Below are 15,346 nucleotides of genomic sequence, written 5' to 3'. Positions count from 1 at the left end.
GTGGTCTACTGACCACCTCCACCACCGGTGTTTCCACCTCCTCCGCCGCCACCTTTCACATCGTCATTGTCGATGCTTCGTGCGGCTTTCTTCACACTGGCTTTCAACTCTCCAAGCCGATAGCTAATACTGAAACCGTAATACCGGCTCGGATATTTGCTCGAACTCTTCGAAATAAAGTTAGCTCCTTCTGTGTGATTATTGTAAGTTCTGTATTTTTCTACAATATTATTGCAAAAAACATTCAAAGAGAGACGTTCTTCTTTCAAGAAAGAACGGCTCAATCCCAAACTGTAATAATTATACCCTGACCCTTTCCCCTGTAAACTGATACGGGGCGTACTTCCTCCTCCGTTCAAGCTCAAGCGGATCTTTCCCGGTAAAGTTTGCTGAACTCCGCAAAACGCAGAAGCATTCCATCCATAATTATGCAGCTCTTGGGCAGGGCTCCGCAAATCGCTATAATTGCCACGTCCATTGACGTAAATTCTCGTTTTAGGAGAAGCGTTCCAGTTCAAATAGAAGTTCAATCCTGTTTCCCTGCTCTTTCCGATATTACCGTATGTGCTATACAACGCACCGTAAGGAGCTTTATGCCCACCTTCAAAGATTTCTCCGTCTTTATCGGTAATCAAGCGACTGATTCTTTCAATTCCATTGTTATTGAAAGAATGACGCAAAGAGAGATTGATGTTGAACTTGGACGTAAAACTGCTGTAAGACAAGTCGAACGAATGGCTCTTCTCACTCTTCAGGTTCGGATTTCCCTGATTGATAAACATCGGATTCTGATTATCGAAATAAGGATTCAAATTCCAGATACCCGGACGCCAGATGCGCATATTATATCCACCACGCAAATTTTGCGTCTTGCCAAGCTTTATGCCCAACGAAACGGAAGGAACCAGATCACTAAAATTCGAATGAAAGTTCTCACCCGGCCCCACCAGATACTTCACCTCCTGTATGGTCTGCTCATAACGCAATCCCGGTTTAAAAGTAAATCCCTTGTATTTCAGCGTATATCCGGCATAAGCAGAAAGGATATGATTCAAATGACGGTACTCACTGCTACGATTTTCATTATATGCATAGTTTTCATTTGCTCCCTCGGCTTCATAAAACCTATTATCACTGGAATTACGTCGGAAAATATACTTGGCACCGGTTTCAATCGTATGCAGTTTCCCAATCGGAGTAGTATAGTCCACCTGGAAAGTCTGCTCCATCGTATTTGTCTTTCCGTCCGAATGGAAATTCTTTAATGACAATTCTTTGATGATATCCAGTTTATTCTCATCAGGCTCGATGTCCAGATAAGTATTATATGAATCATTCGTTTGGGGTTGGGAATTGATTTTATAAGAAAACGTAATCATCCGTTCTTTATTCTTTCGGGAAGTACGTTGATAGTCTATATTTCCGTTGATAGAATACCATGACCCTTTTCCATGATTGTCGGTTCTATAACGGTACGCAAAATCCTGTCGGTCAGCTCCGTGCATAATCGTATTTCCGTCACTGTTACTTTTGTCACTGCTGCCGTACATTCCGAAAGCCACGGTCAGCAGCCTCAACGTATCAATCTCGTAACTGGCTTCCAAATTGCCATACTGGAAATTCCCTTTCGACTTGGAGCTACTTTCCGATTCCAGATATTTTTCATTCTCCTTATCCGGTTCGTAGTTTTCGCGGTAACTGTCGGAATAGCTGCGCGGGCTATTATTATAATTGTAGTTATAGTTGGCAGAAACAGTCAGTTTACCTTGTTTCACCATTGCGTAAGTGCCGGCACCTACTCCGTTATTATTAGCATTTCCTCTGAAAGTAGCCGTGTATCCTTCAAATCCGGAACCTACTGTGACAATATTCAGAATACCTCCGATACCTTCCGCATCATATTTAGCTCCTGGTGAAGTTATCACCTCAATATATTTGATTGTGTTTGCCGGCATACTTTTCAGTACTTCCTTCGGATTATTGCTCATCATATTATTGGGCTTTCCATTCACATGTATCTTGAAACTGCTACTACCGTTCACCTGTACATTGTCTTCTCCATCCACCGTTACCAAAGGCACTTTCCGAAGCATCTCCAATATACTGTTCGATTTTGAGTCCGGATCATCTTCAATATTATATTCAATCTTATCCACATCTACCTTTACCAAAGGTTTTTGTGCAACTACCTCCACTCCTTTCAATACGTTATTGGCTTCTGAAGAAATCATTGTGCCCAAGTCAACCTCCTTCACGGACGGTTTTAGAGTAAATTCCTTTACTATCGGCGCTTTACCAATCGAAGAAATGGTGATGATGTAATTGCCCGCAGCGACATTCAGTTTCTCCTGAAATTTACCATTCGCCCCAGTCACCGCCATCTTGACTGCTTTATCCGGAGCATTTTTCTTTGCTATTTTGATGGTAGCATACGGTTCTCCCTCTTGTGTTAAAGAATCAATAAGTACTCCTTTGACTGTATAAGAAGGAGCTGTGGATTTTTGTGCCCACCCCGCCACGGAGGTAGCGAATACGAATAGAATTAGTAGTAACAGTCTGTGTTTCATGACTAGAAATATATTAGTTTATGTTTATTAGACGCAAGACATTCAAAAATGCCGCAAATTCGAGAGCCAAAAGTAGTTGGTTTATCTACACTTACGAATTTTTCGGAGTTAAGAATATAAAACGAATGGATAAAAAATCTTACTACAGTATATTTCTAGTATTTTTAAACATTTCTGTTTAGGGATTTCTTTAAATATATCTATTCAGGGTTTAAAATGAGATAGAATGGTATTTACCGTCGCATCAACCGTATCAGCCGCCTTAAGTGAGCGCAGATTCTTCCAATCCAGCAGGTACTAAAGTTCTCTTCATATTTCGTGAACACTTTCTCACAATCCCGAAGCCGGCTGTTTTGCCTTTTCATAGCTGTTTGTATCTCTTTCATTCGAGCGATTTGCTCCCTTTGATACAAGAGTTCCTTGTCTTGACAACCAATAATTTCAGCATATAAGTTACAGATATTTGCTTTTCCAATACATAGGTCTTCCAATGTGTCGATATACTCGGCTGTAACTCGATCCTTATTCTGATGCAGGAATCCGATAAGGCTTTCTTCATCAACAGTGGTAATACCTTTCTCATACGACATCGGGAATCTTTTCATATCCGCCCAAAGCCAGATTACTTCTTTGTTGATTCCATACTTGACCGCCGCTTCTTCTACGCTAATCCATTTTGGCATAATGCTTTTGTTTTAATGTGTTCCACAATAAAAATGGAGTATTATTTTGTTTATGTGGCACAACGGGCATCCACGTTTTCTGTATTTCGGGCGGACGGGGAATTGTTTAGGTTAGACTTTTGGGGTAATCATAACCGGCCGGACACAAAAAAGACGTGAATGCTGTTGCACCATTATCTCCACTCGAGGTCTTAGCATACCCTATAGAAAGACAATGATAACAACAGACATCCACGCCAATCGTTTATATATAACACATCTCCAACGGATATGTTGATATAAAGCCGTTCGCGTGGAATATCTGTTGAATCATCTCTCCTCTATATGAAATTGCTAAGTTTCGAGTGGGAGAGACAATACATTACATATTCCATTTAGTAATATATACCGCCTCCCGCTAATTTCATCACGCTGATGAGCAGAAAGCGTATGACAAAGATATACATATTTTTTTTAATGTGGTGGAAATATGGAAATAAATGCTGGAAGTTATGTATATTCAGCAAGCCGACTCAATTGTAATTCTTGGAGGATTTGGTTCAGGACAGCCATATCCCTAAAAATTGATTCATTCCCGTACGGGTTTGGCTCATTCTCTGTACGGTTTTGAATAAAATAATGGAGTATTCTGGAAACGTTGTAGTAAATCTGAAAAAGATGATTGAGTTTTTAAGATTCCCCGTTATCTTTTTATTATAAGATATGGGTCAAGGGTGAGGGGTGGTGAGGGTAGATTTATAACCTTTTATTTTATTATTTTCTATACTATCTCCTTTTTTATCCTCAAAAAAAAATACGAAAGTTATAAATCTACCCTCACCCTGGACCCATTCATTAGCGCACCGTTTAACTCGTTTCTATGCAGTTTTGATTCTTTTCACCACAGAGGACACGGAGGACACAGAGGTGAATTGGGTTTATGACTTACGGTTGTGACCCTAATTTTGATGCGTAATCCTTCCTCTATAAAGTTGAAAAAACATAAAAACATCTGCCACCTGCAACCAAACGCGTGTAATACACTAGTTGACAAACAGTTGGAACGTTGCAGATACCTGCGGCAGATAGGTTGCAGATAAAGTATCTGCAACACGTTATATAATCAAAGAAAAAGCCTTGATTCCTTGATGCAAAGCTATGGGATAATTGGGGTGACTCTATGGATAATTTGTGGTGTCTCTACGGGGAAACGACAGTATCCTTACGTAGAAACTGTAGTGTCCCGCCTTAGAAACTCTCGTTTCCTACCGTGGAAATTGTAATTTCTAATGCCGGAAACGACAGTTCCCCGCCTGGAAACGGGAAGTTAATGTATACAGTATGACTGTTTTCTACACTTCATTCAGTTAAAAGCAACTATACTTATACTTTCCTCTTTTTAAAAGCAATGAAGTACCCGGAAATTTATTACCTTTGTGTAATTGATTTATAAAACCGGAGTATATGAGCACTAAAATTTATCCCATTGGCATACAGAATTTCGAAAAGATTCGTAATGACGGCTATTTATATATTGATAAAACGGCATTGATGTATCAAATGGTAAAAACCGGTAGTTACTATTTCTTAAGCCGCCCGCGCCGCTTCGGAAAGAGTCTGCTCATCTCTACTCTTGAAGCCTATTTTCAAGGAAAAAAAGAACTGTTTACAGGACTGGCTGTAGAAAGGTTGGAAAAGGATTGGATTAAATATCCGATACTACATCTGGACCTTAATATCGAAAAATATGATACGCCGGAAAGTCTGGATAATATACTCGAAAAATCGTTGACTGCATGGGAAAAGCTCTATGGTGCCGAGCCATCCGAACGCTCATTTTCCCTGCGTTTTGCCGGTATCATAGAACGCGCCTGCAAGCAGGCAGGACAACGCGTAGTTATTTTGGTAGATGAATATGATAAGCCCATGTTGCAAGCCATCGGCAACGAAAAATTGCAAAAACAATTCCGGGACACTTTAAAACCTTTCTATGGGGCACTCAAAACAATGGATGGCTATATAAAGTTTGCGTTCTTGACCGGCGTTACAAAGTTTGGCAAAGTCAGTGTGTTTAGCGACTTGAATAATTTGGATGACATCTCAATGCGAAAAGATTATGTTGAAATTTGCGGTGTCAGCGATCAGGAGCTTCATGAAAACTTAGATATCGAACTTCATGAGTTTGCAGAGACGCAAGATTTGTCGTATGACAAGCTCTGTACAAAACTAAAAGAATATTATGATGGCTATCATTTTACACATAATTCTATCGGTATATATAATCCGTTTAGTCTGCTCAACGCTTTCAAATATAAAGAATTCGGCAGTTATTGGTTTGAGACGGGGACACCTACCTATCTGGTTAAGTTACTAAAAAAGCATCATTATGATCTGGAACGGATGGCACACGAAGAAACTGATGCACAAGTACTGAATAGCATCGACTCCGAATCAACCAACCCGATTCCAGTGATTTACCAAAGCGGATACCTCACCATTAAAGGATATGACGAACGTTTTGGCATATACCGTTTAGGTTTCCCCAACCGTGAAGTAGAAGAAGGATTCATTCGCTTTCTGCTTCCTTTTTACGCGAATGTGAATAAGGTGGAATCCCCATTTGAAGTTCAAAAATTCGTCCGTGAAGTAGAAACGGGAGATTATGATTCTTTCTTCCACCGCCTGCAGAGTTTCTTTGCCGATACGACTTACGAAGTAATCCGGGAGCAGGAACTACATTATGAGAACGTACTTTTCATCGTTTTCAAGCTGGTTGGCTTCTATACCAAGGTGGAATACCACACTAATGACGGGCGTATAGATCTCGTGCTACAGACAGAGAAGTTCATTTATATAATGGAATTCAAGCTAAACGGAACAGCAGAAGAGGCTTTGCAGCAAATTAATGACAAACGCTATGCGCTACCTTTCGAAGCGGATGGACGGAAACTATTCAAGATAGGAATTAACTTCAGTGAGAAAACCCGTAATATCGAAAAATGGGTGGTAGAATCCTGAAGTATACCCCGCCTTGAAAAGAGACTGTTATTATTAACGTGGTGATCTTATTCCAATCCCGGCCACGCTTTTGTTGAATACGTAGCCTCAAGTGCATTTTCCAGATTATCATTCAGATTTGGGAAGAAATCAATTCCTGTCTTTTCTTCCAGTTCATCTATTGATAATGCATAGTCAACAAGTTTTATTGTTTTTGACGGTTTGCTGTCCGTATGTTCCATCCAGAAAGCAATTGCTTTGAAAGAATCTCCCTTTTTAAACAACAAAGCCATATAATAATATTTAGGAACAGGCTTGCTACGGTCGCCACCTATATATTCTTTGACTTGTTCTTCCTTATCAATCGTTCCGCCTTTTACTACATACAAGGTATCTGAAGCTGTACAGCTACGCCCCCATGACTGTACTTGCCCTTCCAATGCCAACCAAACACCTGTATTAAAATTGTTCCGTTGCGGACTCATATTCGTGTAATAAAAGGTTTGGTCGTTAGCTTCTTGTCGATAAAGTCTGTCGGCAGAAGCACAAAGATGCCCTCTATCATAACCTTTTTTCCCAAAATCTACTTGAGTACGCTGATATTCCGTATCAAGAGAAGGGTCCGGAATAAAATTATCGCCACGAGTTGCCCCTTGCAGTCTAGTTTGATTATCGAATCGAAAAGCAACCCAACGGGAATGCTTCTTACTCTTATCGTATTCCATACTGAAAGAGGTTACTTTCTGCCCATTGAAAGTGGTGTAGTGTGTTACAAACACATCGTTTGCACCATTGCGAAGTGCAGGTAGTTCTACGATGCCAGTGGCAAAATTATTGGAGTCGTTATTATCATCTTTATCACAAGCACAGAAACTTATACATAACAGACTCAACCCCCAATATAAAAATCTATAATTCATATATTGTATTATTATAATCAAACAAAATGGACGAAATTATATCTATCAAATAAATTCATTTAAATAAGCCATACAAGCTTCACGAACAAATATGAGAAACTCATAAAATTAGCATCTCTCTCATTCTTCTTTCCAGGATAAGAATAGAACAAGAGAGATGTTAAACTTAGATTAAAAGATTGCAATTAACTTATTGTCATAAAATGTATGTCATTCCTTCACTTCAACAACTTCAAAGTCATCAAAATAAATAAATCCAGAATTATCGCCTTCTTTATAAGTTCTCACTTCAAAACGTAATTTATTTGCTGTAGCTGGTGCTAGCAATGTTTTAGAATACTGTTGCCACTCTACATTATCAACAGAATAAGTACTAGGACGTAAATCATTAACATGATCATTCAAAGTAGTAGTTCCATCTACCCAGAATATCCACGGACGAGTTCTTGCATTTGGAGTATTATCCAAATACCAATATGATATTCGATAAGTTTTTCCTCCTTCAATTGTTATTTCCTGTTGAAGTTTATTGGTAGCTGTTGCATCCTGTTTCACGGAAAAGTTACCTCCGTGCACTATTGATGCTTCTTTGGTGATACCTGTATTGTAAGTTGCATTATCCCATGCCGTAGGTAAAGCCGCAGTCCAATTTTCAAATCCTGGATTAATCACCAAATTACCTTGTTCTGGCTCCGGGTCTACTCCTCCACCTCCTACAATACCTCCATCTTCAGTTTTCAAACTTGCATCATCTATCAACAAATCTTTTCCCGGACTTTTAGGATTCATAACAACCAAACATATCTTCTTTTCTTCTGTCAAAGAAAATGTGTAACTTTTTGTAACCCAATCCGCATTAGTGATCTCATTTACATATTCATCATATACATAACTTCCAGGTTTACCAGCTTCATCAATTGGAACATACCCCAAACGAGCACTAGTCTTATCAGCTGTAGCAGCCTTAAAATAAGCAGAAAACACATAAGTACCAGCCTTCAATGTCATTTCTATGCTACCTAGTCGCTTATTGCTTGATGGGTCTCCCTTTACTAAAACAGACGATGTACCACTCCGCTTATCAGTAGACTATTCTAGAGTTGCACTGCTTGCTGTAGATACAGACTTCCAACCCGTCGGATATCCATCAGCCCAGTTTTCAAAACCTCCATTAGTTAACAATTCAGTACCTTCTCCCGGTCCAGGAACTTCTCCGCCTCCTTCACCATACAAAATATCATCAATTCCATAAGTCTGTACCTCTTCACCTCGCATTGCCATATACTGGAAACCAACAAAACCATTCTGCCCCGCATAAGTACTTAAATCTACCTTTAAATCACTTGTCCATTGATATGTACCAGAAGTAGGGATACCAGTAACAGATATTTCATGGCGTTCCATTTTACCATCTTTCATCTGCAAGAAGAATACCTTCAGAGACATTGTTTCAGAATACTTATTTACAGTAGCTTTAAAAGTAAATTGCTTATCGGCATTAACTGTAAAATAAGGAGTCACAAACCAATATTCTGCTGTCTCACCACTATTTACCCCATAAGTTGAAGCTGCCAAATATTTTTGAGGATCATAAATAGCACCTTGCCAAATTCTATTTCCTTTAACAGCCTTATTAATCCAACCAGCTTTTGAATAATCTGCCTGATGTTGAACATCGTCAAAATTATTAGATAAATCTACTAATGGAGCTACTGAAGTATCTAATCCCAGAGGATTATCAGGATCTAAATCTTCTCCACCTTGTTCTTCGCCAATCTCTTTATTATTAAATACTGCAGCTGTTGTATTTATCAATGCTGCTTTTCCAAAACCAGCACTTAACTCACCTTGAATCAACAAGATTCCTCCTTTATTTTCAGGATGGTCTTTCAAGTTTAAAGCAGTAGACAGTTCACTTCCATTCTTTATTTTAACCGGCAAGCATTTACTTTCATTGGTTTCATCTGGACTTTCAGCAATCAGCACATTAGATGTTATAGTAAAAGGAGCTGTAAAGCTGGCCTTATTGCCTGCAAATTCCCCTTTATCATCATATACATTTTCTATAGCACCCACAATATATCCTTGCACCCAAGCTATGGAACCGTCTTGTTTCTGTTGTGCAGCTTCTATATTATATGGATTCTCTTTCGTACCATCACCCGTCAGTCCCGGAACATCACCTTCTCCCAATATATCATAAGGAGCCGGTACATCACTACATGAACTAAATGTGAACACTGTAAGCAGTGTCAAGAATAAAGCATTTAGAATCTTTTTCATAATTATATGTGTTAATTGAATTAATTATTTCGTTTGATATCGCTTAAAGTACGAACAACAACCTCCCACTGGTTATTGTAACGCAACAAAATACCTGTAATATTTACACTACCTTGCGGCATTACTTCCATTGAGAAGTTTGCATAAGCACTGGTATAAAGGAATAGATTACTTCCACTCTGCGTACCGTCAGCATAAGTGAAATAACGTTTTACTGAACCTTCATCTCCTGGAGCATAAGTCGCTGTTCCATCTGCTTCGGAAAGTTTTATATCTTTGAAAGTAACCAGTACCGGAGCTTCTTTCAAGTCTATAGCAGCAAGATCAGCTGGAGTAGTAATTTCAATCGGTGTCAGTTCTGGATAGTATAATTTAGGTTCATTAATCAGACGTACATGTTGTTTCCATACATATTCCGGCATACGGCCTACTGCATTATTATAAACAGTTCCGATCTGTGCCTGTTTACGATAGCTACCTATCTGCAAACCCTTACAGTCAATCACGACTTTCTGACCTACCGGGCAGAATGCATACAATCCGGTTGCATTAACACCAATAACGATCGCTCCTGTTTCATCTGCCACCACGAGCTTCTTATACAAGTTTCCACTTTCATCATCGCAGGTAATTACCCCTTCAATACGTGTCTCATCTTCAATAGTCGTATAAGTATCTTTGCTCGTATCAATGAAATCATTATATTTCTCTTTCAATGCCGCTATTGAAATCGTACGTCCTTCCGGGATCGAATTATTGCCATAAGCATTTCCCGTCACCGGATCATCATAGTTCTCACAGGAAGTGAGACCTGCGCCACATAGCAGTAATCCGATACATAATATAGATAGTAATTTCTTCATAATTGTTTCTTCCTTTCTTTTTGTTTTGGATTGATAACTACACATTCTTAAAATCTATAACCAATGTTCAAGAAAGCATTGAACGGGAATGCGTAGAAATACTTAGAATTCTTGGAAAACTTGTAAACACGTGCGTCACCGTCTTTGTAATTATCATCACGGTTTTGTTCGAAACCACCTGTACGCAAATCTGTATTGTTCAGGATATTAGTCAAACTTAAATTGAGACTAATGCTCTTTCCATTGCGCAAACGGATATATTTTCCAATAGAAGCATCCAACATAAATCCGCCATCCAGTTTCTCCTGACCCGGTACATTGAGAACCGGATTTCCGTTAGCATCTACACCGGCACCATTCTTATCCAATACACTGCCAAGACGACGATAGCTTGAGAAATCGATATATACACGATCATAATAATTTCCTGTCAAATTGAAGAACCAACCTTTTACGTTATAATCCAAAGCAAGACTATAAGCAGAAAGCGGAGTGCCATTGGCACGCATACCTTTAGCATAAACACGGTCGAGGTTTGACTCATTCTCACTTTCATACGTCAACACAGCATCCGGATTATTGGTATACTTAGCTTCGCTCCAAGTACCGATAGCTGTTAATGACAGCTCACTTGTCAATTTAAAGGTAGCAGCAGCTTCTATTCCCCAATGTTCCTTTTCAATACCGTTCATAGAAAGATAAGTGAAACGTGCTTCGCTATCGTTATAGAAAGCATCCATTTCTACTTGATTCTGGAAACGAGTGTAATAACCCGTTAAACGTCCCATCACCCAAGGAGTATTGAAGTTGTAAGTCAAATCACCACCAATGATACGCTCTGTTTTCAAATCTCTCACAAAATCGTTCTTAATACGCGGAGCGATGAAAGAGTTGTAAGCCAGCGGTGCACGTTCTTCATATCCGGCATTCAACGTAAAGGAATGATTGCCATTGATAGCCCAATTCAGACCAGCTTTTATACCGCCTTCCAGGAACTTCGCCGTACCGCTACTACCTAGTGATTTCAATGGCGCACGTCCGTTTCTCATCAAGCCATCACGGAACATTTGTGTAGATCCGATTTTACCGGAAGCAAAATAATTTAATGATCCACCATTATTACCCTGGTAACGTACCCATGCGCTCTGCTTATTCACATAGATGTTATAGTCATAACCAAATTTATCACCTTCACCAATACGACGGTTAGGATTATCGAGGTCATTCTGCACCATGCTGGAACTAGCGCCATGGTCACGTACTGCGAACTTGTCGACATCCGTATAAAGCTGTCCACCCAGCAAGTCTTTCATTTTCTTATAATGCATACCTTTGGTTGTATTCACTGCAATTCCAGCAACATAGCTATTGCGCTCATTCCATTGATGATTGAATACAGAACTCAAGTTGAAAGCTAACTGGTCGTCGTGACGTTCTTCCACATAATAAAGCGTCTCTTTACCTAATGCATTCGCTTGTTTATTGGCAAAATAAAGAGCATCCCAATCCAACTGGCGATAAGCTTTATTATTCTTCCAATTATCAGTAACCTCATTAAACTGCTGCAGTTCATCGGCAGTAGGAACGGATTCCCACACGTCGAAGATAGAGCTAGGCAATTTTTTATAATAATCCGGACGCGGATCGGCTGCATTACCATTCCAGCCTAAAGCACTTTTACCATAATTGGAATATTTGAATCCGGCACTCGTCACCAGTTTCTTATTATCATCAATGGTGAAATTCCATGAAGCGATGGCTGATGGCTCGAACTGGCGTACAATACGCGCATTTCTTTTTTCTCCATTCTGATATCCCCAGTTCGGATTATAATAATGACTGTTTGCTAAATAATAGGCTTCTTCAGTTGCCGCCATTTGCTGCCCTCTCTCTGTAGGTGTTCCCCAAGTTGCCAAAGAAAGACTATGGCGATCATTGAATACTTTCTCTGCACCGAGGAAGTAAGAAAAAGAGTTGTACTTGATTCCTTCAATATTTCCCTCGTTACCCCAACGATATCCCAATGAACCGGTAAAGGCCCATCCATTATTCATCAGACCTGTAGAATAAGTATACATTCCACGCAAGATATAGTTGCGGTTACTACCTGATAAGGTTAGTTTTGAACCGGCCGCATATTGGCTGGCACGTAAATTGATATTGGAAGCTCCCCCTATGGCTCCGAAAGTAAAGTTGTTAATTTCAAAAGGACCGATCCCCTCCTTATTACGGGTAGCATCGTTCAATCCTCCTATTAATCCGTAACTGAAACGTCCTGTTTCTGCATCATTAAACTGTACCCCATTGATATACATGTCACTATACTGGGAATCATATCCCCTCACACGAAATCTCATTGGGCTAAACAGATAACCTACATTTGACAGATAAACATCATTGTTAGAAGTGACCAATGCAGATGTGCTCTGTGCTGCATCATCATCCTCATTCAATTGTGATTCTGTAAACATGAAAGAAGCATTGTCCTCACGGGCGTTTTGCTTTGCCTTTTGCTGAGCAAAAAGTGCTGGCATTAAGCAAAATAGCACGATCGCTAACCCTAGTCGTTGTTTCATAATTTAATTTATATTAATGTTAATTGGTCTTTCGCTTTGCAATACAAATGAAATAAGCTGTTACGCAAAATAACAAAGAATTTTATAAATAACAATGTTTTTTACAAAAAAAGTAACTCGCAAGGGTGGGTTTTTCGTTTTCTTTTTAGATATTTGTCATACAAATGACAAATTACCCACTTTTAAAATCAATTTCAAAGATGAAAAAAAGCTTAATGACTTTAGGTGTACTCGCTCTTTTCGTCCTCATGGCCTATGGACAGGAAAAGAAATTTGCCCTCTACAGTGTAGCGTTCTACAATATGGAGAATTTGTTTGATACCATTCACGATGAAGGTAAGAATGACTACGAGTATCTTCCTAACGGTACTAATCAGTGGAATACGATGAAGTATAAGGCTAAGCTGAAAAACATGTCGGAAATATTAAGCCTGTTAAGTACCGACAAGTTGCCAATGGGTCCCGCCATTATCGGCGTTTCTGAAATCGAAAATTACAGAGTATTGGAAGACATACTGAAGCAACCAGCTTTAGCGGACAGAGGGTACCGATATGTTCACTACGAAGGAGAAGATCAACGTGGTGTGGACTGTGCTTTCTTCTATAATCCCAAATTGTTTGAACTGACAAATAGTAAACTCGTACCTTATGTATATATCAATGATACAGTGCATAAGACACGTGGTTTCCTGATTGCCAGCGGCAATATCGCAGATGAGAAAATGCACTTTATCGTCAATCACTGGCCTTCGAGAGCTGCCGCTTCTCCAGCACGTGAACGCGCAGGAGAACAAGTTAGAGCTATCAAAGATTCACTGTTAAGGGAAGACTCCGCAGCCAAAATTGTTATCATGGGGGATATGAACGATGACCCGATGGATAAAAGTATGGCTGTAGCACTTGGAGCTAAACGGAAACCTGTTGATGCAGGTCCTACAGACTTGTACAATCCATGGTGGGATACTTTGAAGAAAGGATATGGAACTCTGATGTACAAAGGTAAATGGAATTTGTTCGATCAAATTGTATTCACCGGAAATTTGTTGGGCACTGACCGCAGTACACTGAAATTCTATAAACATGAAATCTTCAGCCGTGATTTTATGTTCCAAAAAGAAGGAAAATATAAAGGATATCCTAAACGGACACAGGCAGGTGGTGTATGGCTAAACGGATATAGCGATCACTTGCCTACTATTATTTATCTAATTAAAGAAGTGAAATGACAAAAGCATTATTTAAACTATTCATCCTGTTCATAACTTGTAGCACTGCAATCTCATGTAGTGAACAGGATTCGCCTGAACTTCCAGACAACTCAGGCAATACCAATCAAGGAATTGCCTCTATTGACCAAACACAAATCAATGCCAATGGAGGCGGATTTATCATTCGTGTAAAAGCTGATGGCACATGGCAGGCTTCAAGTAGTGAGACTTGGTGTACATTGAGTAGAACATCCGGCAATGGAAATGGCTCTATCAGTGGATATATGAAAGCAAATACCGGAGCTGAACGAAGTGTCATTATTACAATCACAGCCGGAAAAGAGGAGGCCAAATTCACACTCAAACAATTAGCAGGCAATGGTTCAAATCCTGTTCCAGATCCGGAAAAACCTTCGGGATATGCAAGCATGCTTGAGATTCCAGCGTTAAAAGGTGGAAGTATGAACCAATTTATCACTCATACAACTAAACGGAATGGCAAAGATTACCCAACTTATAGTTTGGAATACAGTTACAAGTATAAACATTCTTATTGGATAGCTTATCGTTTCGACAATACAACAGGCGGAAATGTTGGACGTAATGAAGCATACAAACCCGATCCTGAATTACCATCACAATATGCGGCAAAGCACAACGACTATACAAATTCCGGATATACTAGAGGGCATTTATGCGCATCATCAGACAGACAGTACTCCAAAGAGGCCAATCAACAAACATTCTATATGTCAAACATAAGCCCGCAATCTGGTAACGGATTCAATCAAAGTGGAAGTGCCTGGAATACGGGAGAAGACAAAGTACAAGCATGGGGATATAACATTTCAAGATCAACAGATACACTATATGTTGTAAAAGGAGGAACTATTGGAGAAGGCATGATAAAAGGATATATAAAAAATGAGATAGCTATTCCAAAATATTTCTTTATGGCAGTACTTTTCCGTAGCGGAGATAATTATAAAGCAATAGGATTTTATATGCCTCACGAAAATCTTAAAGATGATCCTGACAAAAAAGACCCAAAGAAATATCTCATGTCGATTGATGCTTTGGAACAAGAAACTGGCATAGATTTCTTCCATAATCTACCCGACAATATCGAAAATACAGTAGAAGCAACTTATAATGTAAATGATTGGCAGTGGTAAAAAACAAGACACGTTACTAGCAATCATTAGATAAAAGATTTCATGTGATTTTTAAATATAATAAAAAAGAGGGGTGCACATTAATCTGGCATACC

At 39.4% G+C, this 15,346-nt stretch carries 10 protein-coding genes; 3 read left to right on the top strand and 7 right to left on the bottom strand.

Going from position 1 to position 15,346, the window contains the following annotated elements:
* Positions 1-5 precede the first annotated feature (5 nt).
* Positions 6-2,567 carry an outer membrane beta-barrel family protein gene (locus Bovatus_RS17945; protein ID WP_004299570.1) on the bottom strand — a complete coding sequence of 854 codons (2,562 nt, stop codon included), beginning with the start codon at positions 2,565-2,567 and terminating at the stop codon, positions 6-8.
* Between the two features lie 233 nt (positions 2,568-2,800).
* On the bottom strand, positions 2,801-3,250 hold the full coding sequence (locus Bovatus_RS17940) for a hypothetical protein (protein WP_004299569.1): 450 nt from the start codon (positions 3,248-3,250) through the stop codon (positions 2,801-2,803).
* Positions 3,251-4,693: 1,443 nt separating this feature from the next.
* On the opposite strand from Bovatus_RS17940, the gene Bovatus_RS17935 reads away from it, so the two are divergent.
* On the top strand, positions 4,694-6,247 hold the full coding sequence (locus Bovatus_RS17935; protein ID WP_004299566.1) for an ATP-binding protein: 1,554 nt from the start codon (positions 4,694-4,696) through the stop codon (positions 6,245-6,247).
* A gap of 47 nt (positions 6,248-6,294) precedes the next feature.
* On the opposite strand, the gene Bovatus_RS17930 is transcribed toward Bovatus_RS17935, so the two are convergent.
* From Bovatus_RS17930 to Bovatus_RS17910, 5 genes are all read right to left on the bottom strand, one after another.
* A complete protein-coding gene (locus tag Bovatus_RS17930) occupies positions 6,295-7,146 on the bottom strand; it encodes a DNA/RNA non-specific endonuclease (protein ID WP_004299565.1) in 852 nt (283 codons plus the stop codon).
* Positions 7,147-7,356: 210 nt separating this feature from the next.
* Complete coding sequence (locus tag Bovatus_RS25725) at positions 7,357-8,154, bottom strand: carbohydrate binding domain-containing protein (RefSeq protein ID WP_004299564.1); 798 nt, start codon at positions 8,152-8,154, stop codon at positions 7,357-7,359.
* A gap of 81 nt (positions 8,155-8,235) precedes the next feature.
* Positions 8,236-9,429, bottom strand: a complete 1,194-nt coding sequence (locus Bovatus_RS25720) for a DUF6359 domain-containing protein (protein ID WP_004299563.1) — start codon at positions 9,427-9,429, stop codon at positions 8,236-8,238.
* Between the two features lie 20 nt (positions 9,430-9,449).
* Positions 9,450-10,292 carry a DUF5689 domain-containing protein gene (locus tag Bovatus_RS17915; protein WP_004322324.1) on the bottom strand — a complete coding sequence of 281 codons (843 nt, stop codon included), beginning with the start codon at positions 10,290-10,292 and terminating at the stop codon, positions 9,450-9,452.
* 47 nt (positions 10,293-10,339) lie between these two features.
* A complete protein-coding gene (locus Bovatus_RS17910; protein WP_004299561.1) occupies positions 10,340-12,868 on the bottom strand; it encodes a TonB-dependent receptor in 2,529 nt (842 codons plus the stop codon).
* Positions 12,869-13,068: 200 nt separating this feature from the next.
* On the opposite strand from Bovatus_RS17910, the gene Bovatus_RS17905 reads away from it, so the two are divergent.
* Positions 13,069-14,094: an endonuclease/exonuclease/phosphatase family protein gene (locus tag Bovatus_RS17905; RefSeq protein ID WP_004299560.1), complete on the top strand. Its 1,026-nt coding sequence runs from the start codon at positions 13,069-13,071 to the stop codon at positions 14,092-14,094.
* Entirely contained in the window at positions 14,091-15,251 is a 1,161-nt protein-coding gene (locus Bovatus_RS17900) for a DNA/RNA non-specific endonuclease (RefSeq protein WP_004299559.1), read from the top strand. Before Bovatus_RS17905 ends, Bovatus_RS17900 begins: the two co-directional genes overlap by 4 nt.
* Positions 15,252-15,346 lie beyond the last annotated feature (95 nt).

This window comes from Bacteroides ovatus, assembly GCF_001314995.1.
Taxonomy (GTDB): domain Bacteria; phylum Bacteroidota; class Bacteroidia; order Bacteroidales; family Bacteroidaceae; genus Bacteroides; species Bacteroides ovatus.
This window is presented reverse-complemented; position numbering and strand designations above follow the sequence as displayed.

What these genes read in the sequence shown, in the direction of transcription:
- Bovatus_RS25725 (WP_004299564.1), bottom strand. Translation starts at nt 8,154, where the DNA reads ATGACATTGAAGGCTGGTACTTATGTGTTTTCTGCTTATTTTAAGGCT.
- Bovatus_RS17940 (WP_004299569.1), bottom strand. Translation starts at nt 3,250, where the DNA reads ATGCCAAAATGGATTAGCGTAGAAGAAGCGGCGGTCAAGTATGGAATC.
- Bovatus_RS17945 (WP_004299570.1), bottom strand. Translation starts at nt 2,567, where the DNA reads ATGAAACACAGACTGTTACTACTAATTCTATTCGTATTCGCTACCTCC.
- Bovatus_RS17930 (WP_004299565.1), bottom strand. Translation starts at nt 7,146, where the DNA reads ATGAATTATAGATTTTTATATTGGGGGTTGAGTCTGTTATGTATAAGT.
- Bovatus_RS17905 (WP_004299560.1), top strand. Translation starts at nt 13,069, where the DNA reads ATGAAAAAAAGCTTAATGACTTTAGGTGTACTCGCTCTTTTCGTCCTC.
- Bovatus_RS17910 (WP_004299561.1), bottom strand. Translation starts at nt 12,868, where the DNA reads ATGAAACAACGACTAGGGTTAGCGATCGTGCTATTTTGCTTAATGCCA.
- Bovatus_RS17935 (WP_004299566.1), top strand. Translation starts at nt 4,694, where the DNA reads ATGAGCACTAAAATTTATCCCATTGGCATACAGAATTTCGAAAAGATT.
- Bovatus_RS17915 (WP_004322324.1), bottom strand. Translation starts at nt 10,292, where the DNA reads ATGAAGAAATTACTATCTATATTATGTATCGGATTACTGCTATGTGGC.
- Bovatus_RS17900 (WP_004299559.1), top strand. Translation starts at nt 14,091, where the DNA reads ATGACAAAAGCATTATTTAAACTATTCATCCTGTTCATAACTTGTAGC.
- Bovatus_RS25720 (WP_004299563.1), bottom strand. Translation starts at nt 9,429, where the DNA reads ATGAAAAAGATTCTAAATGCTTTATTCTTGACACTGCTTACAGTGTTC.